Origin of the sequence: Pseudomonas sp. NCHU5216, assembly GCF_052156495.1 — a bacterium.
In the GTDB taxonomy this organism is placed as follows: Bacteria; Pseudomonadota; Gammaproteobacteria; order Pseudomonadales; family Pseudomonadaceae; genus Aquipseudomonas.
Genome location: NZ_JBQLIX010000010.1, coordinates 114,915 through 140,429 on the forward strand (window position 1 = coordinate 114,915; position 25,515 = coordinate 140,429).

Genomic DNA, 25,515 nt, shown 5'->3' on the forward strand with positions numbered 1-25,515 from the left:
ACACCCCCTTCTCCAGAGGCTGTCCCGACGATGTTGATTCTGCGCGGCGCTCCCGCTCTTTCCGCTTTCCGCCATGGCAAATTGCTCGAGCAACTGACCAGCAAGGTGCCGGCCGTGACCGGGCTGTACGCCGAGTTCGCACACTTCGCCGATGTCACCGGCGTCCTGACTGCCGATGAAGAACAGGTGCTGGCGCGCCTGCTCAAGTACGGCCCGAGCGTGCCGGTACAGGAGCCCAGCGGCAAGCTGTTTCTGACCATTCCGCGTTTCGGCACCATCTCGCCCTGGTCGAGCAAGGCCAGCGACATCGCCCGCAACTGCGGCCTGAGCAAGATCCAGCGCCTGGAGCGCGGTATCGCCTACTACGTCAGTGGTGAGCTGAGCGAGGCCGACAGCGCCGCCGTCGTCAGCCTGCTGCACGACCGCATGACCCAGCTCGTGCTGGGCGCCATGGAAGATGCTGGTGCGCTGTTCAGCCATGCCGAGCCCAAGCCGCTGACCGCCGTGGACGTACTCGGCGGTGGCCGCGCCGCGCTGGAGCAGGCCAACCAGGATCTCGGCCTGGCCCTGGCCGAGGACGAAATCGACTACCTGGTGAAGAGCTTCAATGATCTGGGGCGCAACCCGCACGACATCGAACTGATGATGTTCGCCCAGGCCAACTCCGAGCACTGCCGCCACAAGATCTTCAATGCCAGCTGGGACATTGACGGCGAGAGCCAGGACAAGTCGCTGTTCGGCATGATCAAGAACACCTACCAGATGCACAGCGAAGGCGTGCTGTCTGCCTACAAGGACAACGCTTCGGTCATCGAAGGCTTTACTGCCGGGCGTTTCTTCCCCAATCCGGATACCCGCGAGTACGGCGCTAGCGTCGAGCCGGTGCATATCCTGATGAAGGTGGAGACGCACAACCACCCGACCGCCATCGCCCCGTTCCCCGGCGCCTCCACCGGCTCCGGCGGCGAGATCCGCGACGAAGGTGCCACCGGCCGTGGCGCCAAGCCCAAGGCCGGCCTGACCGGCTTCAGCGTCTCCAACCTGAACATCCCCGATTTCCTCCAGCCCTGGGAAAAGCCCTACGGCAAGCCCGAGCGCATCGTCAGCGCGCTGGACATCATGATCGAAGGCCCGCTGGGCGGCGCCGCGTTCAACAACGAGTTCGGTCGCCCGGCCCTCAACGGCTATTTCCGTACCTTCGAGCAGGCGGTCAACAGCCCGCGCGGCGAAGAAGTGCGCGGCTACCACAAGCCGATCATGCTCGCCGGCGGCCTCGGCAACATCCGTGAGAACCACGTACAGAAGGGCGAGATATCGGTCGGCGCCAAGCTGATCGTGCTCGGCGGCCCGGCCATGCTCATCGGCCTGGGCGGCGGCGCCGCGTCGTCGATGGCCACCGGTGCCAGCTCGGCCGATCTGGACTTCGCCTCGGTACAGCGCGAGAACCCGGAAATGGAGCGCCGCTGCCAGGAGGTCATCGACCGCTGCTGGCAGTTGGGCGAAGCCAACCCGATCAAGTTCATCCACGACGTCGGTGCCGGCGGTATCTCCAACGCCCTGCCGGAGCTGATCAACGACGGTGGTCGTGGCGGTCGCTTCGAGCTGCGCAACGTGCCCAACGACGAACCGGGCATGGCCCCGCACGAAATCTGGTGCAACGAGTCGCAGGAGCGCTACGTGCTGAGCGTGGACGCCGCCGACTTCGAGCGCTTCCAGGCCATCTGCGAGCGTGAGCGTTGCCCCTTCGCCGTGGTCGGCGAGGCCACTGCCGAGCCGCACCTGACCGTCACCGACAGCCATTTCAGCAACACCCCGGTGGACATGCCGCTCAACGTGCTGCTGGGCAAGCCGCCGCGCATGCACCGCAGCGTCACTCGCGAAGCGGAGCAGGGTGATGACTTCGACGCCGCTGGCGTGGATCTGCACGACGCAGTAGCGCGCGTGCTGCGTCACCCAGCCGTGGCCAGCAAGAGCTTTTTGATCACCATTGGCGACCGCACCATCACCGGTCTGGTGGCGCGCGACCAGATGGTCGGCCCCTGGCAGGTGCCGGTGGCCGATTGCGCCGTGACCGCCACCAGCTTCGACGTCTACACCGGCGAAGCCATGGCCATGGGCGAGCGCACCCCGTTGGCGCTGCTCGATGCGCCGGCTTCCGGGCGCATGGCCGTGGGTGAAACCATCACCAACCTGGCTGCCGCGCGCATCGACAAACTCTCCGACATCAAGCTGTCGGCCAACTGGATGGCGGCTGCCGGTCACCCAGGTGAAGACGCCCGTCTGTATGACACCGTCAAGGCCGTGGGCATGGAGCTCTGTCCGGCGCTGGGTATCACCATCCCGGTGGGCAAGGACTCCATGTCGATGAAGACCCGCTGGCAGGACGAAGACGGCGAGAAGAGCGTGACTTCGCCGCTGTCGCTGGTGATCTCCGGCTTCGCCCCGGTGCAGGACGTGCGTCAGACCCTGACCCCGGAGCTGCGCATGGACAAGGGCGAGACCGACCTGATCCTCATCGACCTCGGTCGTGGGCAGAATCGTCTGGGTGGCTCGATCCTGGCGCAGACCCATGCGCAGATCGGCCAGAGCGTGCCGGACGTCGACGATGCGGAAGACCTCAAGGCGTTCTTCGCCGTGGTGCAGGGGCTGAATGCCGATGGCCACATCCTTTCCTACCATGACCGCTCCGACGGTGGCCTGCTGACCACCGTGCTGGAAATGGCCTTTGCCGGTCATTGTGGCCTGGCCCTGAGCCTCGACGCCCTGGCCGACGCCGTGAGCGAGCTGCCGGCCGTGCTGTTCAACGAAGAACTCGGTGCGGTGATCCAGGTACGCCAGGACGCTACCGCTGAAGTGCTGGCACAGTTCAGCGCTGCTGGTCTCGACGACTGCGTGGCGGTGATCGGCCAGCCGGTGAACAACGGCGACATCGTCGTCAGCTTCCAGGGTGAGGCGGTGTTCACCGGCGAGCGTCGTCTGCTGCAACGTCAGTGGGCGGAAACCAGCTATCGCATCCAGCGCCTGCGCGACAATGCCCAGTGCGCCGATCAGGAATTCGACCTGCTGCTGGAAGAGGACAATCCTGGTCTGTCGGTCAAGCTCGGCTACGACGTCAACCACGACATCGCCGCGCCTTACATCAAGAAGGGCGTGCGTCCGCAAGTGGCCATCCTGCGTGAGCAGGGCGTCAACGGTCAGGTGGAAATGGCGGCAGCCTTCGACCGTGCCGGCTTCTCCGCCATCGACGTGCACATGAGCGACATCCTTGCCGGTCGGGTCAGCCTGGAGCAGTTCAAGGGCCTGGTGGCCTGCGGTGGTTTCTCCTACGGTGACGTGCTCGGTGCCGGTGAGGGCTGGGCCAAGTCCATCCTGTTCAACGCCCGTGCCCGTGAAGGCTTCCAGGCCTTCTTCGAGCGCAAGGACAGCTTCGCCCTCGGCGTGTGCAACGGCTGCCAGATGATGAGCAACCTGCACGAGCTGATCCCTGGCACCGAGTTCTGGCCGCACTTCGTGCGTAACCGCTCGGAGCAGTTCGAGGCGCGCGTGGCCATGGTGCAGGTGCAGGAGTCGGCGTCGATCTTCCTGCAGGGCATGGCCGGTTCGCGCATGCCCATCGCCATCGCCCACGGTGAAGGCCATGCCGAGTTCGAGAGCGAGGAAGCCCTGCTCGAGGCTGATCTGTCCGGCACCGTGGCGCTGCGCTTCGTCGACAACCATGGCAAGGTCACCGAGACCTACCCGGCCAACCCCAACGGTTCGCCGCGCGGGATCACCGGCCTGACCAGCCGTGATGGTCGCGTCACCATCATGATGCCGCACCCGGAGCGCGTGTTCCGCGCCGTGCAGAACTCCTGGCGCCCGGACGAGTGGCAGGAAGACGGCGGCTGGCTGCGCATGTTCCGCAACGCCCGAGTTTGGGTGGATTAATAGCGGCCGCGCAGCGGCCTTCTGATGACCCTCTCCCATTTATGGGAGAGGGTGCCCGAAGGGCGGGAGAGGGCAAGCGGCCGCGCTCCGATCCACGCCGAGCTTTGCAGGTATAGCCGTAGCCCGGATGCAATCCGGGAATGATCCCTGCCACACTCCCCGGATTGCATCCGGGCTACCCTGCCATGGCCGAAGACGCTCGCCCCATCCTCCCCGAAGTTCGCCTGGTCAAACCCGGTGAGACTCATCGTCTGTGCCGCTGCGGTCAGTCGCCCGAAATGCCGGACTGCATACCCCATTGTTGCCAGTCCCTGATCCTGCGACCTGAGCGCGAGCAGCACCTGCTCCTGTGTCGCTGCGGCCGTTCCGCTGAGCTGCCTTATTGCGACGGCAGCCATAGTCCTCCGGCGCCTGGTTGGCGTGGCAAGTGGCGGCGATTTCTCCGCGGCGAGTGAACAGGCCAGACCCCGCCGTGGTCGAAATATGCAGGATGCAGACAGGCATCCGTCATTTTTTGAAGGTGGTCTCTGTATTAGGATGAGGCAAAATGCCATCATTCTGGCGTCAAAGAGTCCCTGTGGTTTACGGAGAGCCTGATGTACAAACTCTGTTTCTATGTACCGGAAGCCCATCTGGAGCCGGTGAAAAAAGCGGTATTTGCCGCCGGTGGTGGGCGTGTCGGTGATTATGACCACTGCTGCTGGCAGGTTCTGGGGCGAGGTCAGTTCCGTGCGCTGGAGGGCAGTCAGCCATTCATCGGCCAGGTTGGCAGTATCGAGGAGGTGGCGGAGTGGAAGGTGGAGCTTGTCGTCGCCGACGAGCTGATCCACGATGCGGTCAAGGCCCTGAAGAAGAGCCACCCTTACGAGACGCCCGCCTTCGATGTCTGGCGTTTGTCCGACCTGCAGTTCTGAGTCGATCTGCAAGAGGCGACAACGGCGCGATGTCGCCCTTTGATCTCAGGGTCTGATCTCGATCAGCGTGCCATCCCTGACCAGGCTCCACACCTCGCGCATGTCGTCGTTCTTCATGGCGATGCAGCCTTCGGTCCAGTCCAGGGTGTGGAAGAACCATTCCGGATATTCCTCGTCCAGTGGCGTGCCGTGAATCATGATCATGCTGCCTGGACGCACGCCGGCTTGCTTGGCCTTGGCCAGGTCGCGTGCGTTGGGGTAGGAGATGTGCAGCGACAGTTGGTACTTGTCGCTGGGCTTGCGCCAGTCGATCCAGTAAAAGCCTTCCGGGGTGCGCAGGTCGCCTTCGCGCTGCTTGGCGCCGCTGGGCTGCTTGCCCAGGGAGATGCGGTAGCTCTTGATGGTCTCGCCGCGTTGCTGCAGGTAGAGCTTGCGCTCGGATTTCATCACCAGCACCTTGTCGACCGTGCGGCTGCCGTCGACGACGGGGCTGCTGGCCAGGGTGTTGAGGCTGAGGGTCAGGCAAAGCAGGGTGAGCAGCCAACGCATCGAAGGTATCCGCAAAGGTCAACGGGGTGTGGAGTGGGCACGCAGCGGCGCCAGCGGCTCGTTGCGCACCGGAAAGACGTTCTGTCGCCGGTCGGCGAAGAAGCATTCTAAGGTACGGCCTATGGTGGGGAAAGCCAGCTCTGACCAGGGGATCTCGCTTTCGTCGAACAGGCGCACCTCCAGGCTTTCTTCGCCGGCGGCGAAGTCCAGATCCACCAGCTCGGCACGGAACAGCATGTACACCTGGCTGATATGCGGCAGGTCGAACAGGGTGTAGAGGTTGAGGGCGCGCACCCGTGCGCAGGCTTCTTCCAGTGTTTCGCGGGCGGCGGCCTGCTCGATGGTCTCGCCGTTCTCCATGAAGCCGGCCGGTAGCGTCCAGTAGCCACGACGGGGCTCGATGGCGCGGCGGCACAGCAGCACCTGCTCGCCCCATACCGGCAGGCAGCCGGCGACGATGCGCGGGTTCTCGTAGTGTACGGTGCTGCAGTGGCCGCAGACATGGCGCAGGCGATTGTCTCCGGCCGGGATCATGTGGGTGACGGGATTGCCGCACTGGCTACAGAATTTCATGCGTTGTCCTCTTTCCAGGCGCTATCTTGGCGGCCTGTGTGGTGGCCGGCAAGCCCCGCTATCGGGCACCTCTAAAAACTACCTACGTTGTCATCGCTGCGTTAAAAACAGGCTCAAAATGCTCATTTACAATGCGTAAACTGCGCTTTTTCGCCTATTTTTGCCTTGCGCTGACTGCCTCGCCTACGTTTTTCGAGGCACCCGATTGAGGCCGGCTCGCCCTGCTCTCGGGGTTGGGCGAGCGCCTGCTTTCATGCCATGATGCCTGGCAAAACAAGATTCCGAGTATGCCCATGCTGGACGACTTGCTCCATCGCCTGCGCGGCTACAGCCCGCGCCTTCTGGAGACCGAGCGCAGCTTCCCCGAGGCGGCGGTGCTGGTTCCGATCACTCGCAGCGATGAACCCGAGCTGGTACTGACGCTGCGCGCCAGTGGTTTGTCTACCCACGGTGGCGAAGTGGCGTTCCCCGGGGGACGGCGAGATCCCGAGGACGTCGACCTGATCCATACCGCGCTGCGCGAAAGTGAGGAGGAGATCGGTCTGCCACCCGGCCTGGTGGAAGTGCTCGGGCCGCTCAGCCCGCTGGTTTCGCGTCATGGTATCCGGGTCACGCCCTATGTCGGGCTGGTGCCCGATTACGTCGAATACAAGGCCAACGACGCCGAGATCGCCGCGGTGTTTTCCGTGCCGCTGGAGTTCTTCCGCAGCGACCCGCGCGAGGTCACCCATCGCATCGATTATCTCGGGCAGAGCTGGTACGTGCCGTCCTATACCTACGACGAGTACCGCATCTGGGGTCTGACCGCGATCATGGTGGTGGAGCTGGTCAACCTGCTTTTCGACGACGCACAGATTTCCCTGCACCAGCCGCCCGAACATTTCATTCATCTGCGCTGAGGAACGATCACCATGAAATATCGCCTGGGAAATTTCCGTGTCGAGGCCCATCCCGAGAGCTGGATCGCGCCGAGCGCCGAAGTGATCGGCAGGGTGCGCCTGGAGGCCGGTGCCAGCGTCTGGTTCGGTGCCGTGCTGCGTGGCGACGTCGAGCTGATCCATATTGGCGAGAACAGCAATGTGCAGGACGGCAGCGTCATGCACACCGACATGGGGTTTCCGCTGACCCTGGGCAAAGGCGTGACCGTCGGCCACAACGTCACGATGCATGGCTGCACGGTGGACGATTACAGCCTTATCGGCATCAATGCGGTGATCCTCAACGGCGTAAAGATCGGTAAGCACTGCATCATCGGCGCCAACAGCCTGATTCCCGAGGGCAAGGTGATTCCCGATGGCAGCCTGGTGATGGGCTGCCCCGGCAAGGTGGTGCGTGAGCTGACCGAGCAGCAGAAGAAGATGCTGGAGGTCAGCGCCGCCCATTACGTTCATAATGCGCAGCGCTTTGCCCGCGACCTGGTGCCGGACGATGAGTGACGAGAGACCCGTGCGTTCGCCTTGTGTGAACGTATGTGCGCTGGACGAGCAGGATATCTGCATCGGCTGCCAGCGCACGGCGGATGAAATCACCCGCTGGGGTCGCATGGACAACGCCGAGCGCCGCGTGGTGCTGCAACATTGCCAGGAGCGCGCCCGCGCTGCTGGCCTTTTGATGACTTCCTGATTCACTGTTCGAGGAACACTCATGCCCCGTATTGGAACCCCCCTGTCTTCTTCCGCAACCCGTGTACTGCTGTGTGGCTGCGGTGAGCTTGGCAAGGAAGTGGTGATCGAGCTGCAGCGTCTGGGCTGCGAAGTCATCGGCGTGGATCGCTATGCCAATGCGCCGGCCATGCAGGTGGCCCATCGCAGCCACGTCATCGACATGCTCGACGGTGCGGCTCTGCGTGCCGTGATCGAGCGGGAGCAACCGCATTACATCGTGCCGGAGATCGAGGCCATCGCCACTGCCACTCTGGTCGAGCTGGAGGCCGAAGGTTTCAATGTGGTGCCCACTGCGCGCGCCGCACAACTGACCATGAACCGTGAGGGCATCCGCCGTCTGGCGGCCGAGGAGCTGGGCCTGCCCACTTCGCCCTACCACTTCTCCGACAACTTCGACGACTACGTGGCGGCGGTGAAGTCCGTCGGTTACCCCTGCGTGGTCAAACCGATCATGAGTTCTTCCGGCAAGGGCCAGAGCGTGCTGAAAAGCGACGCCGACCTGCAGAAGTCCTGGGACTATGCCCAGGAAGGCGGCCGCGCCGGCAAGGGCCGAGTGATAGTCGAAGGCTTCATCGACTTCGATTACGAAATCACCCTGCTCACCGTGCGTCATGCCGGTGGCACCAGCTTCTGCGCGCCCATCGGCCATCGTCAGGAGAATGGTGACTATCAGGAGTCCTGGCAGCCGCAGCCGATGAGCGCGAAGGCGCTGGCCGAGTCCGAGCGCGTTGCCCTGGCGGTGACCGAGGCCCTGGGCGGCCGTGGCCTGTTCGGTGTCGAGCTGTTCGTCAAGGGCGATCAGGTGTGGTTCAGCGAGGTATCGCCGCGTCCGCACGATACCGGCCTGGTCACGCTGATCTCTCAGGAGCTGTCCGAATTCGCCCTGCATGCCCGTGCCATCCTCGGCCTGCCGATTCCGGTGATTCGCCAGATGGGCCCGTCGGCGTCGGCGGTAATCCTGGTGGAGGGCAATTCGCAGCAGGCCAGTTTCGCCAACCTCGGCGAGGCCCTGCGTGAGCCGGATACTGCCTTGCGTCTGTTCGGCAAGCCCGAGGTCAAGGGCCAGCGCCGTATGGGCGTGGCGCTGGCGCGTGACGAGTCCATCGAAGCCGCGCGCGAGAAAGCGCTGCGCAGCGCGCGGGCAGTTCGCGTCCAGCTGTGAGCCGGCAGGCGCTGTGGTGGCTGGCGGCGGTGCCGCTGCTGCCCTTGGCGCTGCCTCTGGCCTTGTACACCCGGCGCACGGCGCTGCGCCTGCCGGTTGCCCAGGGCGAGCCGAATGGCGTCGCTGCCGCGCACCTGCCGGGTGAGCCCTTGCGTCTGCTGCTGATCGGTGAATCGACCGTGGCAGGCGTCGGGGTCAGTCATTTCGAGCAATCCCTGGCCGCCCGCCTGGCGGCTGCCCTCGCCGAGCACCTGGGGCGCCCCGTGCGCTGGCGTGCCTGGGGCGAGAACGGCATCACCGCGGTTCAGGCTCATGAGCGTCTGTTGCTGCAGGCGCTGAGCGAACCGGCCGATCTGGCGCTGCTGGTATTCGGCGTCAACGACACCACTCACCTCACGACGAGCAAAGACTGGGTGCAAGCGCTGGCCGGGATGGCCCGTGCGTTGAGCGTGCGGGGCTGCCGCGTGGCTTTCAGCGCCGTGCCGCCGCTGCAGCACTTCAGCGCCTTGCCCTGGCTGTTGCGGCAACTGATGGGCTGGAGGGCGCGCTTGCTCGATCAGGAGCTGCAGCGGGTGGCGCAGGAGCTAGGGGCGCTGCATTGCGCGCTGGACCTGCCGTTCGAGGCGCACTACCTGGCCGAGGATGGCTACCATCCTTCGGCGCTGGGCTATCAGTGCTGGGGCGAGGGGCTGGCGCTGCGTGTCAGTCCGCTTCTGGCGTCTGCGGCCTGAGCTTTTCCGCCTGCCAGACGCGCACGCTCTTCACCCGGTTTTCCGCGGCCTGGAGGATTTCCAGGCGGTAGGGGCCGATCTTCAGGCACACGGCGCTGTCGGGAATGCTCTCCAGAGCCTCGGTGATCAGGCCGTTGAGGGTCTTGGGGCCGTCGCTGGGCAGGTGCCAGCCGAGCGCCTTGTTCACTTCGCGGATGTAGGCGGCGCCATCGATGACCTGGGTGCCGTCGTCCTGCGGGTGGATGTCGGGGCTGCGCAGGCTGTCCTGATTGCTGAAGTCGCCGACGATTTCTTCGAGGATGTCTTCCAGGGTGACGATGCCGATGACTTCGCCGTATTCGTCGACGACGATGCCGATGCGGCGCTTTTCCTTCTGGAAGTTGATCAGTTGGGTCGCCAGCGGAGTGTTCTCGGGGATGAAATAAGGCTCGTTGCAGGCCGCCAGCAGGGATTCCTTGCTCAACTGGTCGTGGCTGAGCAGGCGGGCGATCTGGCGCATGTGCACCACGCCCTCGATCTGGTTGATGTCGCTGCGATACACCGGCAGACGGGTGTGATGGGTGGTGCGTAGCTGCTCGATGATGCTTTCCAGATCGTCCTCGAGATCGATGCCGACCACCTCGTTGCGCGGGATCATGATGTCGTCCACCGTGACCCGTTCCAGGTCGAGAATGCTCAGCAGCATGCTCTGTCGGTTGGCCGACATCTGTGGGCCGGACTCGCGCACCACGCTGCGCAGCTCCTCGGTGGACAGGCTGTCGCTGGCACGCTGCGACGGATCCACCCCGACCAGGCGCAGCAGCAGGTTGCTGATGGCGCTGGTCAGCCACACCACCGGATAGAGCAGGCTCTGCAGTAGGCTGAGCACGCGACTGGCGGGGAACGCCACCAGCTCGGGGCGCAGCGCGGCCAGAGTCTTGGGGGTGATTTCACCGAAGATCAGCACGACGATGGTCAGCCCGGCCGTGGCGATGGCGATACCGGTCTCGCCCCAGATTTCCACGGCCAGCACCGTGGCGATGGAGGCGGCCAGAATATTCACCACGTTATTGCCGACCAGGATGGTGCCGAGCATGCGATCCGGGCGGTCGAGCAGGCGTGAAACTCGCTTGGCGCCTTTGTGCCCTTCCTTGCTCAGATGCTTGAGCCGATAGCGGTTGATGCTGAGCATGCCGGTCTCGGAGCTGGAGAAGAAGGCCGAGCAGAGGATCAGGAAGATCAGCAGGCCGAGCAGTTGGCTCGAATGAGGGGCGTCCATGACGGCATTCTCAGATGTGCAGGATGAATTCGCGCACCAGCTTGCTGCCGAAATAGGCCAGCATCAGCAGGCAGAAGCCGGCCAGCGTCCAGCGAATGGCCTTGTGCCCGCGCCAGCCCAGTTGGTGGCGGCCCCACAGCAGCACGGCGAACACCGCCCAGGCGAAGCAGGACAGGATGGTCTTGTGCGCCAGGTGCTGGGCGAACAGATCATCGATATACAGGGCCCCGGACAGCAGCGACAACGACAGCAGCAGCCAACCGGCAAAGAGGAAGCCGAACAGCAGGCTCTCCATGGTCTGCAGCGGTGGGAAGTTCTTGATCAGTCCAGAGGGGTGCTTGTGCTTGAGCTGATGATCTTGCAGCAGCAACAGGATCGACTGGAACACGGCGATGGTGAGCAGCCCATAGGCCAGGATCGACAGCAGGATATGGGCGAGGATGCCGGGGTGCTCGTCGATCGGATCGATGGTGCCGCTGGGCATGAATTCTGCCGCCAGTACCGTCAGGGTGCCGAGAGGGAACAGCAGCAACAGCAGGTTTTCCACCGGAATACGCAGGCAGGCCAGGAGGATCAGGGCGATCACCGCGCAGGCGATGAGGCTGGCGGCATTGAAGAAGTCCAGGTTCAGGCCGTGCACGTCAAACAACTGGTAGAACAGGCTCGCTCCGTGAAAGCACAGGGCAGCCACGCCGAGCAGCGCCAGCAGGCGTTTGTCGGGGACGCTGCGCTGGGTCAGGCGCAGACCTTGGTAAATGGCGGCGCCAGCATAGAGGAGGGCGGCGGCGAGACTGGGCAACAGAGGGTGCATAGATCCGTGTAGGGCGAGCCCGAAAGGCGCTGAGTGTGGCACAGAAGGCTGCCTGCACGAAAGACCGCCGGCGGTGTCGATGAAGCAGCGACTTGGCTATAATCGGCCGCCTGTCGCACGCCCGGGTTGCCGGGTCGCACCCCATTCGTAAGGAACGTGCATGTTCGAGAATCTCACCGACCGCCTTTCCCAGACGCTGCGTAGCGTCACCGGCAAGGCCAAGCTGACCGAAGACAACATCAAGGACACCCTGCGCGAAGTGCGCATGGCCTTGCTCGAGGCCGACGTGGCCTTGCCGGTGGTCAAGGACTTCGTCGGCAAGGTCAAGGAGCGTGCCGTTGGCACCGAGGTGTCCAAGAGCCTGACCCCGGGCCAGGCCTTCGTGAAGATCGTCCGTGCCGAGCTGGAAGAGCTGATGGGCGCGGCCAACGAGGATCTGGCGCTGAATGCCGCGCCGCCTGCCGTGGTGCTGATGGCCGGCTTGCAAGGTGCGGGCAAGACCACCACCGCCGGCAAGCTGGCCAAGTTCCTCAAGGAGCGCAAGAAGAAGTCGGTGCTGCTGGTCTCCGCCGACGTCTATCGCCCGGCGGCGATCAAGCAGCTGGAAACCCTGGCCGGCGACCTGGGCGTTACCTTCTTCCCCTCCGATGCCAGCCAGAAGCCGGTGGACATCGCCAATGCGGCGATCCGCGAAGCCAAGCTGAAGTTCATCGACGTGGTCATTCTCGACACCGCCGGTCGTCTGGCCGTGGATGCCGAGATGATGGCCGAGATCCAGGCGCTGCATGCGGCGGTCAAGCCGGTCGAGACCCTGTTCGTGGTCGACGCCATGACCGGTCAGGATGCCGCCAACACAGCCAGGGCCTTCGGTGAGGCGCTGCCGCTGACCGGCGTGGTGCTGACCAAGGTCGACGGTGACGCCCGTGGCGGTGCTGCGCTGTCGGTGCGGCACATCACCGGCAAGCCGATCAAGTTCATCGGTATGGGCGAGAAGAGCGATGCTCTGGAGCCCTTCCATCCGGATCGTATCGCTTCGCGCATCCTCGGCATGGGTGACGTGCTCAGCCTGATCGAACAGGCCGAGCAGACCCTCGATCGCGAAAAGGCGGAGAAGCTCACCAAGAAGCTGAAGAAGGGCAAGGGCTTCGACCTCGAAGACTTCCGCGATCAACTGCAGCAGATGAAGAGCATGGGTGGTCTCGGCGGCCTGATGGACAAGCTGCCGTCCATCGGTGGCGTCAACCTGTCGCAGATGGGCAACGCCCAGGGCGCGGCCGAGAAGCAATTCAAGCAGATGGAGGCGATCATCAACTCCATGACCCCGGCCGAGCGCCGTGACCCGGAGATCATCAGCGGCTCGCGCAAGCGCCGCATCGCGATGGGCTCCGGCACCCAGGTGCAGGACATCGGGCGCTTGATCAAGCAGCACAAGCAGATGCAGAAGATGATGAAGAAATTCACCGCCAAAGGTGGCATGGCCAAGATGATGCGCGGCATGGGCGGCATGCTGCCCGGTGGTGGTGGGATGCCGAAGTTCTAGGAAAACAGCCGTAAGCGACAAGCTGCAAGCCGCAAGAAAGAGCCGCAGTCTGGAAATCTGCTTTTACTTGTAGCTTGTGGCTTGAAGCTTGCCGCTTTTGCTCATAGAATATGCGGCCTTTCGGGCCTAGGCCCATTTTTGATGTGTGCCTCAAGTTAGCACCGACAACAGGAACGATGTTCTCATGGTAACTATTCGTCTCGCTCGTGGCGGCTCCAAAAAGCGCCCCTTCTACCACCTGACCGTGACCAACAGCCGCAATGCGCGCGACGGTCGCTTCGTAGAGCGTATCGGTTTCTTCAATCCGATCGCCTCGGGTGCTGAAGTCAAGCTGTCCGTCAATCAAGAGCGCGCTACCTACTGGCTGAGCCAGGGTGCCCAGCCGTCTGAGCGCGTTGCTCAGCTGCTCAAGGAAGCTGCCAAGGCTGCTGCCTAAGCACGCTCATGAGTACGACGCCGGCCGTCGCCGAGGATTTGATCGTTCTCGGCAAGATTGTTTCGGTGCACGGCGTCAGGGGAGAAGTGAAGGTCTATTCCTTTACCGATCCCATCGATAACGTGCTCGATTACCCGCGCTGGACGCTCAGGCGTACAGGTGAGGTGAAACAAGTGGAACTGGCCAGTGGCCGCCTGCAAGGCAAGGTACTGGTGGCCAAGTTGAAAGGTCTGGATGATCGCGAGATTGCGCGTACCTACGCCGATTTCGAGATCTGCGTGCCGCGTAGCGAGCTGCCAGAGCTGGAAGATGGCGAGTTCTACTGGTACCAGTTGCAAGGGCTGAAGGTCATCGATCAGGCGGAGCAGTTGCTCGGTGTGGTCGACCATCTGTTCGAGACCGGTGCCAATGATGTGATGGTGGTCAAGCCCTGCGCGGGCAGCCTGGATGATCGCGAGCGTCTGTTGCCCTATACGGAGCAATGCGTGCTGGTGGTGGATCTGGCAGCCGGCGAGATGCGGGTCGACTGGGATGCGGATTTCTAAGGCTCATGCGCGTAGAAGTCATCACCCTGTTCCCGGAAATGTTTGCCGCCATCGGCGAGTACGGTATCACCAGTCGCGCGGTGAAGCAGGAACTGCTCCAGCTCAATTGCTGGAACCCGCGAGACTACACGACGGATCGACATCATACGGTGGATGATCGCCCTTTCGGCGGCGGCCCCGGCATGGTGATGAAGATCAAGCCTCTGGAAGACGCTCTGGCCAGTGCCAGGCAGGCTGCAGGGGAGACGGCGAAGGTGATTTACCTTTCGCCGCAAGGCCGCCAGCTCAACCAGGCTGCGGTGCGCGAACTGGCGCAGGAGCAGGCTCTGATCCTGATTGCCGGTCGCTACGAAGGAATCGACGAGCGCTTCATCGAAGCGCATGTGGATGAGGAATGGTCGATTGGCGACTACGTCCTGTCCGGCGGTGAGCTGCCGGCCATGGTGCTGATCGACGCGGTAACGCGCCTTTTGCCTGGTGCATTGGGTCATGCCGATTCGGCCGAGGAGGACTCCTTTACGGATGGCCTGCTCGACTGCCCGCACTACACCCGCCCGGAGGTGTATGCGGATAAACGTGTTCCCGAGGTGTTGCTTAGTGGCAACCACGAACACATCCGGCGCTGGCGTTTGCAGCAGTCCCTTGGTCGGACCTGGGAACGCCGCGCTGATCTTCTGGATAGCCGCTCGCTTTCTGGAGAAGAGAAGAAGCTGCTGGAGGAATACATCCGCCAGCGGGACGATAGTTAACGTATCGATGGCAGGCCGGGAGGCTTGTCTTAGGAGCGCAGCATGACCAACAAGATTATCCAGATGCTCGAAGCCGAGCAGATGAACAAAGAAATCCCGACTTTCGCCCCGGGCGACACCGTTGTCGTGCAAGTGAAAGTGAAGGAAGGCGACCGTCAGCGTCTGCAGGCTTTCGAAGGCGTTGTCATCGCCAAGCGTAACCGCGGCCTGAACAGCGCTTTCACCGTGCGCAAGATCTCCAGCGGTGTTGGCGTCGAGCGTACCTTCCAGACCTACTCGCCGCTGGTCGACAGCCTGAGCGTCAAGCGTCGCGGTGACGTGCGCAAAGCCAAGCTGTACTACCTGCGCGACCTGTCCGGCAAAGCCGCGCGCATCAAGGAAAAGCTGTCCTAAGTTCGGACGCTTCTCACGAAAAAAAAGCAGCCCTCGGGCTGCTTTTTTCGTTATTGCGCCTCTGTTTCAGGGGCGCAGGCTGATCTTCAGGCTGGCCTGCGACAGGTCGATGTCGTTCAGTTGCAGGCTGCCGAAGCTCTGATTCTGCGGGGCGCCTTTGACGCGGATGTTGTCGAAGCGCATCTCACCGATGGAACTGGGCAGATTGACGTTGATCGAGCCATCGGCGTTCATGGTCGAGCGCAGCTTGCTGGTGTCGTAATGCACGTCGCTCATGCTGTTTTCCGCTTCCAGGCTTTCCAGTGCCGGCATGACCAGCTTGGCCAGCTGCTTGACGGTGCCGATGCCATCGCCGCTCTCGGCTTGCAGCAGCAGGCCTTGCAGGGCGTTGTCCAGGCCCTGGGCGCTGACGTCGCTCATTTCGCTGTCGCTGAGGCTCTGCATGCCGCGCGGCAGTTCCTGACGGCTGATGCTGCTGCTCGGTTGCATGCGCTGGATGTCCGCGCTGGCCATCTGGAAGGGGCTGAGCAGGGCAGCGACCAGGGTGGCGGTGAGGCGCAGGTTGGTCTGCTTCTTCAGCGCCTTGGCCAGTTGTTTCTCGGTCAGCAAGCCTTGCTCGACCAGGACTTCACCCAGGCGTTTGCGGCTGACCAGTTGCACCTGGATGGCGGCATCCAGTTGTTTGGAGGTGATCAGGCCCTTGTTGATGAGGATCTGACCCAGACGAGATTGGGTGTGATTGGACATGGCTAGGCTACCGGGCGAGGTGATGGCGTGTTGGAATCATGCGCTTGGTATGCCTATCCGTCACCCAACCAAAGATAGGCTGCCCTGTGTTTCATGCTGTGACTCCAGGTTCTTCCTGTTCGGGTGAGGCTCTGGGTGTTTCTTCTGTTTCGATCAGTGCCGTCAGTGTCCAGCCGATACCCGGAGTGAAGTCCAGGGGGCTGGTGGCCACATGCAACCAGCCGCTCGGATCACGGGCCAGGATCAGCGTCGCACGTTTGCCGTGCAGCGCCTGATAGGCGTCCCAGTCGAAGGTCTGCGTCAGGGTGGTGCTACGCACTTCGTCGCCACGCGCCAGTTGGCTGGCGAAGCGTGGGTAGCTCGAGGCCTGGCTGCCCAGCGGCAGGCCGCGTACCTCGTCGCTGCTGCGATGCTTGTCGCTGCGCTTGCCGTCCGCGCCCGTGGGCAGGGTGAAGCGGCGGTTACCGGGAAAATCATGACGAAAGTGCATGCAGGCCAGGGCGTTGAGTTCCGCTGAGGGCGACAGCGCCAGCAGGTGGCCCAGGCCGACCAGATCCAGGTGCGCTTCGGCGTGCTGCGAGGTTGGATTGCCGAAGTAGGTGGGCAGCCCGGCCATGCGTGCTGCGCGGATGTTCTCCCAGCTCGAGTCGGTCAGCAGCACCTGGTTGCCGAGGCTCTGGATGGCCTTGCCCAGGGCGCGCGCCACCGGGTTGGCGCCGATGATCAGAAAGCCGCTCGGTGAAGGCTCGGTCGCTTTCAGCAGGCGCGCCAGTGGGCGCGCGGTGGCGCTCTGGATGACCACGGTACCGATGATCACCATGAAGGTCAGCGGCACCAGCAACTGGGCCTGGGGGTTGCCCTGTTGCTCCAGGCGCAGGGCGAAGATGGCCGAGACGGCGGCGGCGACGATGCCGCGCGGGGCGATCCAGGCCAGTAGGGCGCGTTCGCGCCAGTTCAGGCTGGAGCCGAGGGTGCAGACGAGGATATTCAGCGGGCGGGCGACGAACTGGATCACCGCCAGCAGGATCAGGGTCACCGGGCCGAGCGCCAGTAGGGCGTGCAGATCCAGGCGTGCGGCGAGGATGATGAACAGGCCGGAGATCAGCAGGACGCTGAGGTTTTCCTTGAAATGCAGGATCGGGCGGATATCCACGCCGCGCATGTTGGCCAGCCACATGCCCATCACCGTGACGGCCAGTAGCCCCGACTCGTGTTCGATCAGGTTGGCGGCGATGAATACGCCGATCACGACGGTCAGAGCGGTGAATGTATGCAGGTATTCGGGCAGCCAGCGGCGCCGCAGGACGATACCGAAGGCCCAGCCGGCGGCTGCGCCGAGCAGGCTGCCACAGGCGATCACCGCGGCGAAGGTGCTCAGGCTCTCGCTCCAGGCATTGCCTTCTGCATAGCTGACGATGAAGGCGAAGGTGACCACCGCCAGCAGGGCGCCGATGGGGTCGATGACGATGCCCTCCCAGCGCAGGATGTTGGCTACGGCGGAGGTGGGACGTACCACGCGCAGCATCGGTGCGATCACCGTCGGTCCGGTAACCAGGGTGAGGGTGCCGAACAGCAGCGCCAGATCCCAGGAGAAGCCCAGCAGATAGTGACTGGTCACACTGATCACCGCCCAGGTCAACAAGGCGCCCAACGTGACCAGGCGCTGCACCACCTTGCCGATCTCGCGCCATTCCGATAGGTGCAGGGTCAGGCTGCCCTCGAACAGGATCAGCGCCACGGCCAGGGAAATGAAGGGAAACAGCAGCGGGCCGAACAGCTCCTGCGGGTCGAGCAGGCCGAGCAATGGGCCGGCCAGGATGCCACCGAACAGCAGGAAGAGAATCGCCGGCAGGCGGATGCGCCAGGCCAGCCACTGGCTGGCCAATGCCAGCAGGCCGATACCGCCCAGGCTCAGCAGGATCTGTGTTTCACTCATCGGATCTCCCTATCGCGCTCGGGCTGTGGAAAACTAGATGACTCACTGGTTCATGAGTCTGCGATGTCAACATTACCCGATCCTCTGATCGAACGCTTTCTCGAAGCGTTGTGGCTGGAAAAGGGGCTGTCTGCCCATACCCAGGCGGCCTATCGCAGTGATCTGGAGCATTTCCATGCCTGGCTCGATGGGCGCGGCCTGGCTCTGCAGCATGCGGGGCGCGATGCCATTCTCGATCACCTGGCCTGGCGTCTGGAGCAGGGCTATCAGGCGCGTTCCACGGCGCGCTTCCTCTCCGGGGTGCGCGGCTTCTACCGCTTTCTTCTGCGCGAGGCGCTGATCGCCGAGGATCCCACCTTGCAGGTGGAGTTGCCGCAGATCGGCAAACCGCTGCCCAAGTCGCTATCCGAAGCGGATGTCGAGGCGCTGCTGCAGGCGCCGGATCTGGATGATCCCATCGGCCTGCGTGACCGCGCCATGCTCGAAGTGCTCTATGCCTGTGGTTTGCGCGTCAGCGAGCTGGTGGGATTGACCCTCGAGCAGGTCAATCTGCGCCAGGGCGTGCTGCGGGTATTCGGCAAGGGCAGCAAGGAACGTCTGGTGCCATTGGGCGAGGAAGCCATCGCCTGGATCGAACGCTACAGTCGTGAGGCGCGACCCTTGCTGCTCGGCGGCAAGCCCAGCGATGTGCTGTTTCCCAGCCTGCGTGGCGAGCAGATGACCCGGCAGACCTTCTGGCATCGCATCAAGCACCAGGCGCGCGTGGCCGGAATCGCCAAGGCCCTGTCGCCGCATACCCTGCGTCATGCCTTTGCCACACATCTGCTCAACCATGGCGCCGATCTGCGCGTGGTGCAGATGCTACTGGGTCATAGCGACCTGTCCACCACGCAGATCTATACCCATATCGCCCGCGCCCGCTTGCAGGAGTTGCATGCCCAGCACCATCCCAGGGGGTGAGCGGGAACATCCCACGCGCGGCGGACTCGAAGAGAGCGATCTGTCTGCCCGTTCACACCGCTGGCGCAGCGCCTCGCTGCCCTGTGTTGCTTATGTGGTAGGCTGTGCCGATTTCGCCGCTCGTCGCTCGACAGGAGTATTCATGTCCCCGATTCGTCTTTCCGTCGCCCTGGCTCTGGCACTGGGTAGCAGCATCAGCCTGGCCGCCGATCCGGATCAGGCCATTCGTCAGAGCCTGAAGTCGCTGGACGCCGACCTGCCGATCGAGGCCATCGCCGAGAGCCCGATGTCGGGTATCTATCAGGTGCAGCTCAAGGGCGGTCGCCAGCTCTATACCAGTGCCGACGGGCAGTTCCTGATCCAGGGCTATCTGTTCCAGGTCAAGGACGGCAAGGCCGTCAACCTGACCGAGGTCGAGGAAAGTCGGGCGGTTGCCAAGCAGATCAATGCGATTCCGACCAGCGAGATGGTGGTCTTCCCGGCGAAGGAGACGAAGACCCATATCACGGTGTTCACCGATACCGAATGTGGCTACTGCCAGAAGCTGCACAGTGAGGTGCCTGAGCTCAATCGGCTGGGGGTGGAGGTTCGCTATGTGGCCTTCCCGCGCCAGGGCATGAACAGTTCGGCGGCGCGCGAGCTGGAGAGCGTCTGGTGCAGCAAGGATCGCCGGGCAGCGATGAACGAGGCCAAGACCCGCCAGGGTGTGCCGGAGGCAACCTGTGACAATCCGGTGGCCAAGCAGTACGAGCTGGGGCATCTGATCGGTGTCAACGGCACGCCGGCCATCGTGCTGGCCAACGGCAAGATGATTCCGGGCTACCAGCCGGCGCCGCAGCTCGCCAAGATTGCCTTGGAGTCGAACTAAGAACCTATCCACGACCTGCTGCGCGTCGGCTCTGCTGCGTTAAAAGCAGGCTCGGACTGCTCATTTACAGCTCGTAAACTGCGCGTCCTCCCCTGCTTTTGCCTTGCATAGCTCTAGCTCGCGAGCTCTTGAACAGGTTCTTTGAGTCGTGGATTGACTAACAAACAGCCGCTTCGTAATGTGCGGCTCTTTATCTGCGGCCGGAGCATGCTCCGGCCGTTTCGTGCAGTGCTGATGGGGAATTGAGTGTGAAGCCGGTGAAAGTGGGCATCTGTGGGTTGGGCACCGTCGGTGGCGGTACGTTGAATGTACTCAAGCGCAATGCCGAGGAGATTACTCGGCGCGCCGGTCGCGGCATCGAGATTGCCCAGATCGCCATTCGTTCGCCCAAGCCGCAGTACGATACCACCGGCATTGCCATGACCAGCGATGTGTTCGAGCTGGTCAACAACCCCGAGATCGACATCGTCATCGAGCTGATCGGCGGCTATACCCTGGCCAAGGAACTGGTGCTCAAGGCCATCGACAACGGCAAGCATGTGGTCACCGCCAACAAGGCGCTGATCGCCGTGCACGGCAACGAGATCTTCGCCAAGGCGCGCGAGAAGGGCGTGATCGTCGCCTTCGAGGCCGCCGTGGCCGGTGGCATCCCGGTGATCAAGGCGATTCGCGAAGGCCTGGCGGCCAACCGCATCAACTGGCTGGCCGGCATCATCAACGGCACCGGCAACTTCATCCTCACCGAGATGCGCGAGAAGGGTCGTGCCTTCGACGACGTGCTCAAGGAAGCGCAGGCGCTGGGTTATGCCGAGGCCGATCCGACCTTCGACGTCGAAGGCATCGATGCCGCGCACAAGCTGACCATCCTGGCGTCCATCGCCTTCGGTATCCCGCTGCAGTTCGACAAGGCCTACACCGAAGGCATCACCAAGCTGACCACGGCTGACGTGAACTACGCCGAGGCGCTGGGCTATCGCATCAAGCACCTGGGTGTGGCTCGCCGCACCGAAGCGGGCATCGAACTGCGCGTGCACCCGACGCTGATCCCTGCCGACCGTCTGATCGCCAATGTCAACGGCGTGATGAACGCGGTGATGGTCAATGGCGATGCCGTTGGCAGCACCCTGTATTACGGTGCAGGCGCCGGCATGGAGCCGACCGCTTCGGCGGTGGTGGCCGATCTGGTGGACGTGGTGCGTGCGCTGACCACCGACCCGCACAACCGCGTGCCGCATCTGGCCTTCCAGCCGGATTCGCTGTCCGATCACCCGATTCTGCCGATCGAGGCGTGCGAGAGCGCCTACTATCTGCGCATCCAGGCCAAGGATCACCCGGGCGTGCTGGCTCAGGTGGCGAGCATCCTCTCCGAGCGTGGCATCAACATCGAGTCGATCATGCAGAAGGAAGTCGAGGAGCAGGATGGCCTGGTGCCGATGATCCTGGTGACCCATCGCGTGGTCGAGGCGCGTATCATCGAGGCCATTGCCGCCATGGAAGCGCTGGATGGCGTCACCTCGCCGGTCATGCGCCTGCGCGTCGAGCAGCTCAATTAACAGTAGCTGCAAGCCCCAAGCCTCAAGCTGCAAGCGGAGCGCTGCTTCTCTTGTGGCTTGTAGCTTGTAGCTTGCGGCTCGAACCGAAGGTTTGAAAGTCATGCGCTATATCAGTACCCGCGGCCAGGCGCCGGCCTTGAATTTCGAAGATGTGCTGTTGGCTGGCCTGGCCAGCGATGGTGGTCTCTACGTGCCGGAGAACCTGCCGCGTTTCACCGTCGAGGAAATCGCTTCCTGGACTGGGCTGCCTTATCACGAACTGGCCTTCCGGGTGATGCGTCCGTTCGTTGCTGGCTCCATCGCAGATGCCGATTTCAAGAAGATCCTCGAAGAAACCTACGGCGTGTTCGCTCACAACGCCGTGGCGCCGCTGCGCCAACTGAACGGCAACGAGTGGGTCATGGAGCTGTTCCACGGCCCGACCTTGGCGTTCAAGGACTTCGCCCTGCAACTGCTCGGCCGCCTGCTCGATCACGTGCTGGCCAAGCGCGGCGAGCGCGTGGTGATCATGGGCGCCACCTCCGGCGACACAGGTTCGGCAGCCATCGAAGGCTGCAAGGCCTGCGACAACGTCGACATCTTCATCATGCACCCGCACAACCGTGTGTCCGAAGTGCAGCGCCGGCAGATGACCACCATTCTCGGCGAGAACATCCACAACATCGCCATCGAAGGCAACTTCGACGACTGCCAGGAGATGGTCAAGGCCAGCTTTGCCGATCAGGGCTTCCTCAAGGGCACCCGTCTGGTGGCGGTCAACTCGATCAACTGGGCGAGGATCATGGCCCAGATCGTCTACTACTTCCACGCTGCGCTGCAGCTCGGCGGGCCGGCGCGCTCCATCGCCTTCTCGGTGCCGACCGGCAACTTCGGCGACATCTTCGCCGGCTACCTGGCGCGCAACATGGGCCTGCCGGTCAGCCAACTGATCGTCGCCACCAACCGCAACGATATCCTGCACCGCTTCATGAGCGGCAATCAGTATGTGAAGGAAACCCTGCACCCGACCCTGTCGCCGTCCATGGACATCATGGTCTCGTCCAACTTCGAGCGTCTGCTGTTCGATCTGCACGGCCGTAACGGCGCGGCCATTGCCGGGTTGATGGACAGCTTCAAGCAGGGCGGTGGTTTCAGTGTCGAGGAAGATCGCTGGACCGAGGCGCGCAAGCTGTTCGATTCGCTGGCAGTGAATGACGAGCAGACCTGCGAAACCATCACCGAGGTGTACCAGGAGTGCGGCGAGCTGCTCGACCCGCACACTGCCATCGGTGTGCGCGCTGCGCGTGAGTGCCGTCGCAGCCTGGCCACGCCCATGGTGGTGCTGGGTACCGCGCACCCGGTCAAGTTCCCCGAAGCGGTGGAGAAGGCCGGCATCGACGCCGTTCCGGCGCTGCCTGCGCACCTGGCCGATCTGTTCCAGCGCGAGGAGCGTTGCACCGTGTTGGCCAACGATCTGAAGACCGTGCAGCAGTTCGTTGCCGCTCACGGCAATCGCGGCAAGCCGCTCTGAGGTTTTCCGTTGCGATGAAACCGGCGCCCTTGTGGCGCCGGTTTCGTTTGTACGCTGCTCAGAGGCTGAAGATCAGTGCCAGCAGCGCCATCAGTATGATCAGGATCAGCCAGATCAGCGCATTGAGGCGGTTGGCGCGGATGATGGCGACGCCGCGCGGGCGCAGCGGAGGATTGTCTTCCAGGTACTGGTCGACCCGCTGTTCGGCTTCGTCCGCTGAGAGTCCATGAGCATCGCGTAGCAAGTTGAGGGCGGCTTGGCGCCGGTCGGCGTGCAATAGCTGACGCACGTCTGCTGGTAGTTCCTGCATGGCATGACGCCTGTTCGGATGATGGGCTGGTTCTGCGACCTGGTTGGCGCTTTTGCCTGTGCGCGGTCGGCAGCTTTGCGCTTTAATGCGACCTCCTCTGTAGGGAAGCACTGGTGTTGGACATGGATGATCCTATCGCGATTCTCTTTTTTCTTGCCTGTCCACCTTCGTACCGCCCGCTCGAGGCGGCGGCGGATGCCTGCGCGCGCGTCTGACGAACGATGTCACATTTATCACATGTAATGGCTTTACGTTTTACATGTAAGGGGCTAGGCTGCGTTTCATGGACAGCAAATCATCCGCTCATTACCAGCGTCTTTACCGTCAGCGTCTGCGTGAGCAGGGGTTGGTGAAGAAGGAAGTCTGGATCTTGCCCGAGCACGCGCCGCTGTTGCTCGCGTTCGAGCGCAAACTGCGCCAGCCACAGTCGCTGCTGGCTTCGATGGAGAAGGAGGAGGGTATGAACATGCCTCAGGTTTGGACTGCCAAGGGTCTGTACGAAGCCCTGGCGGCAACGGAACTGTTCCAGAGCGGCCAGGCTGGCATCGAGCTGATCGACGGCGCCGACGCCAGCCTGCATATCAGCATGCGCGAATACGGTGACCTGCCGCTGTTCGTCGCCGTGTTCGGCGAGCAGATCATCGTCGAGGCGCTGCTTTGGCCTGCTACGGACGTGAAAGATGCCGCCGCTTTCAACGAAGAAGTGCTGCGCACCCACAAACTGTTCCCGCTGTCGTCCATCGGCCTGGAAAAAATGGCCGACGGGCGCGACTGCTACACCATGTTCGGCGCGCTGAGCTCGGCTTCGAGCCTGTCCGACGTGGTGTTCGAGATCGAGCTGCTGGCGGATAACGTGATCAAGGCCACCGAAGCCTACGAAGGCTTCCTCAAGTCTGGCGCCTGAGAGGAGATAGGACGATGAACGTCTGGAGCAAATTGCTGACCGCGCTGCGTGGCGGCGCCAACGAGATGGGTGAGGCGGTGGTCGACAGCCAGGCCCTGCGCATCCTCGACCAGGAAATCCGCGACGCCGATGTCGAGCTGCGCAAGTCCAAGGAAGCCCTGGCCGAGATCATGGCCAAGCACAAGCTGGCCAGCGACAAGGTGACCAAGAGTGCGGCAAGCATCGCCGAGTACGAGCAGTACGCGCTCAAGGCCCTGGAAGCCGGCAACGAAACCCTGGCCAAGGAAGTGGCCGAGAAGATCGCCAACCTGGAGGTCGAGCAGGCCAGCGAGCGTGAGCAGGCCGAAGGTTTCGCTGCCAGCGTGGCGCAACTGCGCAAGGCCGTGAGCCAGGCTGAGGGCAATATCAAACGTCTCAAGCAACAGGTGGATACGGTCAAGGCCACCGAAAGCGTGCAGAAGGCGCAGATGGCCGTGGCCCAGCGCTACGGTGGCTCCCAGGCCAAGCTGCAGACGGCGGTCGAGTCGCTCGAACGCATCAAGCAGCAGCAGGCCGAGCGCGCGGCGAAGATGGAGGCTTCGGCTGAACTGGCCGCCACCAGCGCGCCGGACGATTCGCTGGAAGCCAAGCTGCGCGCCGCTGGTATCAAGGCCGACAACGCCAGCGCCGACAGCGTGCTGGCGCGCCTGAAGGACAAGTCCAAGGCTTGAAAGACAGGGGGCGTTCGTGCCCCGTTTCCCTGATTCGGGAAAGGAAAAAATGGAACTCTTCCTGCAGACTTCGCTGTCATTCCCCACTGCCATCTACAGCTTCCTGCTGTGCGTGGCGGTCATCTATTGGCTGGTGGTCGCCGCCGGCCTGCTCGAAGTCGACCTGCTCGACATCGAGGCCGATTCGGTGATGGAAGGCAGCGGCCAAACCGAGGGCCTCGCCGGCCTGCTGTACAAGTTCAAGCTCGACGGCGTGCCGGTCACCCTGGTGCTGACGCTGCTGTTCTTCTTCGCCTGGTTCATCTGCTATTTCATCGAGCTGTGGCTGCTGCGCCATCTGCCACTGGGCATCCTGCGCTACCCGCTGGGGCTGGTGGTCATCGCCGGCGCCCTGGTCGTTGCCGCGCCGTTGTGTGCGGCGATCTGCCGGCCACTGAGGCCGTTGTTCAAGAAGGTCGAGGCGATCACCAGCAAGTCGGTGCTGGGCCAGGTGGCAGTGGTGCGCAGTGGTCGCGTCACCGCCAGCCATGGCGAGGCGGTGCTGGAAGACGGTGGCGCCGGGTTGATCCTGCGCGTGCGCGCCGACGAGGCGCTGGGCTTCAAGCGCGGCGACCGCGTGGTGCTGCTGGAATACCTGGCTCCCGAGCATGCCTATCGGGTCATCAGTGAAGAAGAGTTTCGCGGCGTCTAGCAGGCCGTTGAAAAACGTAGGCGAGGCAGCCAGTGCAAGGCAAAAACAGCCGAAAAAGCGCAGTTTACGTGTTG

Annotated in this window: 27 protein-coding genes; 20 read left to right on the forward strand and 7 right to left on the reverse strand. The window is 63.2% G+C overall.

Translation table 11 applies throughout. The features are described from left to right. Window positions 1-30 precede the first annotated feature (30 nt). The 3 genes from purL (at window position 31) to ACSVIK_RS10275 (ending at window position 4,841) form a co-directional block, all read left to right on the forward strand. On the forward strand, window positions 31-3,927 hold the full coding sequence (purL, locus tag ACSVIK_RS10265) for a phosphoribosylformylglycinamidine synthase (protein ID WP_442444238.1): 3,897 nt from the start codon (window positions 31-33) through the stop codon (window positions 3,925-3,927). Between the two features lie 278 nt (window positions 3,928-4,205). Next, window positions 4,206-4,382, forward strand: coding sequence for a CDGSH iron-sulfur domain-containing protein (locus ACSVIK_RS10270; RefSeq protein WP_442444263.1), 177 nt, complete (start codon window positions 4,206-4,208; stop codon window positions 4,380-4,382). Window positions 4,383-4,523: 141 nt separating this feature from the next. Then, entirely contained in the window at window positions 4,524-4,841 is a 318-nt protein-coding gene (locus tag ACSVIK_RS10275) for an NGG1p interacting factor NIF3 (RefSeq protein WP_442444239.1), read from the forward strand. Window positions 4,842-4,886: 45 nt separating this feature from the next. Here ACSVIK_RS10275 and ACSVIK_RS10280 read toward each other — a convergent pair whose 3' ends face one another. Together ACSVIK_RS10280 and ACSVIK_RS10285 are read right to left on the reverse strand one after the other, a co-directional pair. Next, entirely contained in the window at window positions 4,887-5,390 is a 504-nt protein-coding gene (locus ACSVIK_RS10280) for a L,D-transpeptidase family protein (RefSeq protein ID WP_442444240.1), read from the reverse strand. A gap of 18 nt (window positions 5,391-5,408) precedes the next feature. Beyond that, a complete protein-coding gene (locus tag ACSVIK_RS10285; protein WP_442444241.1) occupies window positions 5,409-5,963 on the reverse strand; it encodes an NUDIX hydrolase in 555 nt (184 codons plus the stop codon). 293 nt (window positions 5,964-6,256) lie between these two features. On the opposite strand from ACSVIK_RS10285, the gene ACSVIK_RS10290 reads away from it, so the two are divergent. The 5 genes from ACSVIK_RS10290 to ACSVIK_RS10310 are packed head-to-tail and all read left to right on the forward strand — an operon-like array spanning window position 6,257 to window position 9,520. Next, window positions 6,257-6,862 (forward strand): CoA pyrophosphatase, encoded by a 606-nt coding sequence (locus ACSVIK_RS10290; protein ID WP_442444242.1) that lies wholly within the window; start codon window positions 6,257-6,259, stop codon window positions 6,860-6,862. A 12-nt stretch (window positions 6,863-6,874) separates the two neighbouring features. Further along, the gene (locus ACSVIK_RS10295) at window positions 6,875-7,399 is read left to right on the forward strand and encodes a gamma carbonic anhydrase family protein (protein ID WP_442444243.1); all 525 of its coding nucleotides are present in this window, start codon (window positions 6,875-6,877) and stop codon (window positions 7,397-7,399) included. Then, window positions 7,392-7,586: a DUF1289 domain-containing protein gene (locus tag ACSVIK_RS10300; RefSeq protein ID WP_442444244.1), complete on the forward strand. Its 195-nt coding sequence runs from the start codon at window positions 7,392-7,394 to the stop codon at window positions 7,584-7,586. The genes ACSVIK_RS10295 and ACSVIK_RS10300 overlap by 8 nt, the downstream gene beginning before the upstream one ends. A 21-nt stretch (window positions 7,587-7,607) precedes the next feature. Further along, entirely contained in the window at window positions 7,608-8,789 is a 1,182-nt protein-coding gene (gene purT / locus ACSVIK_RS10305; protein WP_442444245.1) for a formate-dependent phosphoribosylglycinamide formyltransferase, read from the forward strand. Further along, the gene (locus ACSVIK_RS10310; RefSeq protein WP_442444246.1) at window positions 8,786-9,520 is read left to right on the forward strand and encodes an SGNH/GDSL hydrolase family protein; all 735 of its coding nucleotides are present in this window, start codon (window positions 8,786-8,788) and stop codon (window positions 9,518-9,520) included. Before purT ends, ACSVIK_RS10310 begins: the two co-directional genes overlap by 4 nt. Here the strand turns inward: ACSVIK_RS10310 and ACSVIK_RS10315 are convergent. Both ACSVIK_RS10315 and ACSVIK_RS10320 read right to left on the reverse strand, forming a co-directional pair. Continuing rightward, window positions 9,492-10,778, reverse strand: coding sequence for an HlyC/CorC family transporter (locus tag ACSVIK_RS10315; protein WP_442444247.1), 1,287 nt, complete (start codon window positions 10,776-10,778; stop codon window positions 9,492-9,494). The two genes, ACSVIK_RS10310 and ACSVIK_RS10315, sit on opposite strands and share 29 nt — an antisense overlap. Before the next feature lie 10 nt (window positions 10,779-10,788). Further along, entirely contained in the window at window positions 10,789-11,589 is an 801-nt protein-coding gene (locus tag ACSVIK_RS10320) for a cytochrome C assembly family protein (protein WP_442444248.1), read from the reverse strand. 160 nt (window positions 11,590-11,749) lie between these two features. Here ACSVIK_RS10320 and ffh point away from each other — a divergent pair, with 160 nt between their 5' ends. From ffh to rplS, 5 genes are all read left to right on the forward strand, one after another. Then, window positions 11,750-13,129, forward strand: coding sequence for a signal recognition particle protein (gene ffh / locus ACSVIK_RS10325; protein ID WP_442444249.1), 1,380 nt, complete (start codon window positions 11,750-11,752; stop codon window positions 13,127-13,129). A 184-nt stretch (window positions 13,130-13,313) separates the two neighbouring features. Then, window positions 13,314-13,565 (forward strand): 30S ribosomal protein S16, encoded by a 252-nt coding sequence (rpsP, locus tag ACSVIK_RS10330; protein ID WP_009403592.1) that lies wholly within the window; start codon window positions 13,314-13,316, stop codon window positions 13,563-13,565. Between the two features lie 8 nt (window positions 13,566-13,573). Next, the gene (gene rimM, locus ACSVIK_RS10335) at window positions 13,574-14,110 is read left to right on the forward strand and encodes a ribosome maturation factor RimM (RefSeq protein WP_442444250.1); all 537 of its coding nucleotides are present in this window, start codon (window positions 13,574-13,576) and stop codon (window positions 14,108-14,110) included. 5 nt (window positions 14,111-14,115) lie between these two features. Further along, on the forward strand, window positions 14,116-14,859 hold the full coding sequence (trmD, locus tag ACSVIK_RS10340; RefSeq protein ID WP_268178699.1) for a tRNA (guanosine(37)-N1)-methyltransferase TrmD: 744 nt from the start codon (window positions 14,116-14,118) through the stop codon (window positions 14,857-14,859). Between the two features lie 42 nt (window positions 14,860-14,901). Next, window positions 14,902-15,252: a 50S ribosomal protein L19 gene (rplS, locus tag ACSVIK_RS10345; RefSeq protein ID WP_003246155.1), complete on the forward strand. Its 351-nt coding sequence runs from the start codon at window positions 14,902-14,904 to the stop codon at window positions 15,250-15,252. A gap of 66 nt (window positions 15,253-15,318) precedes the next feature. Here rplS and ACSVIK_RS10350 read toward each other — a convergent pair whose 3' ends face one another. Together ACSVIK_RS10350 and ACSVIK_RS10355 are read right to left on the reverse strand one after the other, a co-directional pair. Beyond that, window positions 15,319-15,999, reverse strand: a complete 681-nt coding sequence (locus ACSVIK_RS10350) for a hypothetical protein (protein ID WP_442444251.1) — start codon at window positions 15,997-15,999, stop codon at window positions 15,319-15,321. 91 nt (window positions 16,000-16,090) lie between these two features. After that, window positions 16,091-17,935 carry a cation:proton antiporter gene (locus ACSVIK_RS10355; RefSeq protein WP_442444252.1) on the reverse strand — a complete coding sequence of 615 codons (1,845 nt, stop codon included), beginning with the start codon at window positions 17,933-17,935 and terminating at the stop codon, window positions 16,091-16,093. A gap of 63 nt (window positions 17,936-17,998) precedes the next feature. On the opposite strand from ACSVIK_RS10355, the gene xerD reads away from it, so the two are divergent. The 4 genes from xerD to thrC all read left to right on the forward strand — a co-directional run bounded on the left by xerD (window position 17,999) and on the right by thrC (window position 22,826). After that, the gene (gene xerD, locus ACSVIK_RS10360) at window positions 17,999-18,895 is read left to right on the forward strand and encodes a site-specific tyrosine recombinase XerD (RefSeq protein ID WP_268178695.1); all 897 of its coding nucleotides are present in this window, start codon (window positions 17,999-18,001) and stop codon (window positions 18,893-18,895) included. Between the two features lie 142 nt (window positions 18,896-19,037). Then, window positions 19,038-19,763: a bifunctional protein-disulfide isomerase/oxidoreductase DsbC gene (gene dsbC, locus ACSVIK_RS10365; protein WP_442444253.1), complete on the forward strand. Its 726-nt coding sequence runs from the start codon at window positions 19,038-19,040 to the stop codon at window positions 19,761-19,763. Between the two features lie 248 nt (window positions 19,764-20,011). Then, window positions 20,012-21,316, forward strand: coding sequence for a homoserine dehydrogenase (locus ACSVIK_RS10370; protein WP_442444254.1), 1,305 nt, complete (start codon window positions 20,012-20,014; stop codon window positions 21,314-21,316). 100 nt (window positions 21,317-21,416) lie between these two features. Next, window positions 21,417-22,826 carry a threonine synthase gene (gene thrC, locus ACSVIK_RS10375; protein ID WP_442444255.1) on the forward strand — a complete coding sequence of 470 codons (1,410 nt, stop codon included), beginning with the start codon at window positions 21,417-21,419 and terminating at the stop codon, window positions 22,824-22,826. Window positions 22,827-22,884: 58 nt separating this feature from the next. Here the strand turns inward: thrC and ACSVIK_RS10380 are convergent, their stop codons facing one another. After that, complete coding sequence (locus ACSVIK_RS10380) at window positions 22,885-23,136, reverse strand: hypothetical protein (RefSeq protein WP_442444256.1); 252 nt, start codon at window positions 23,134-23,136, stop codon at window positions 22,885-22,887. A 283-nt stretch (window positions 23,137-23,419) separates the two neighbouring features. Between ACSVIK_RS10380 and bacA the strand changes: the two genes are divergently transcribed. Genes bacA through ACSVIK_RS10395 form a run of 3 tightly spaced genes read left to right on the forward strand, consistent with a single transcriptional unit; the run spans window position 23,420 to window position 25,441 of the window. Next, window positions 23,420-24,040: a biofilm formation regulator BacA gene (gene bacA, locus ACSVIK_RS10385; RefSeq protein ID WP_442444257.1), complete on the forward strand. Its 621-nt coding sequence runs from the start codon at window positions 23,420-23,422 to the stop codon at window positions 24,038-24,040. A gap of 14 nt (window positions 24,041-24,054) precedes the next feature. Next, the gene (locus tag ACSVIK_RS10390) at window positions 24,055-24,750 is read left to right on the forward strand and encodes a PspA/IM30 family protein (protein WP_442444258.1); all 696 of its coding nucleotides are present in this window, start codon (window positions 24,055-24,057) and stop codon (window positions 24,748-24,750) included. A gap of 49 nt (window positions 24,751-24,799) precedes the next feature. Next, the gene (locus ACSVIK_RS10395) at window positions 24,800-25,441 is read left to right on the forward strand and encodes a hypothetical protein (RefSeq protein WP_442444259.1); all 642 of its coding nucleotides are present in this window, start codon (window positions 24,800-24,802) and stop codon (window positions 25,439-25,441) included. Window positions 25,442-25,515 lie beyond the last annotated feature (74 nt).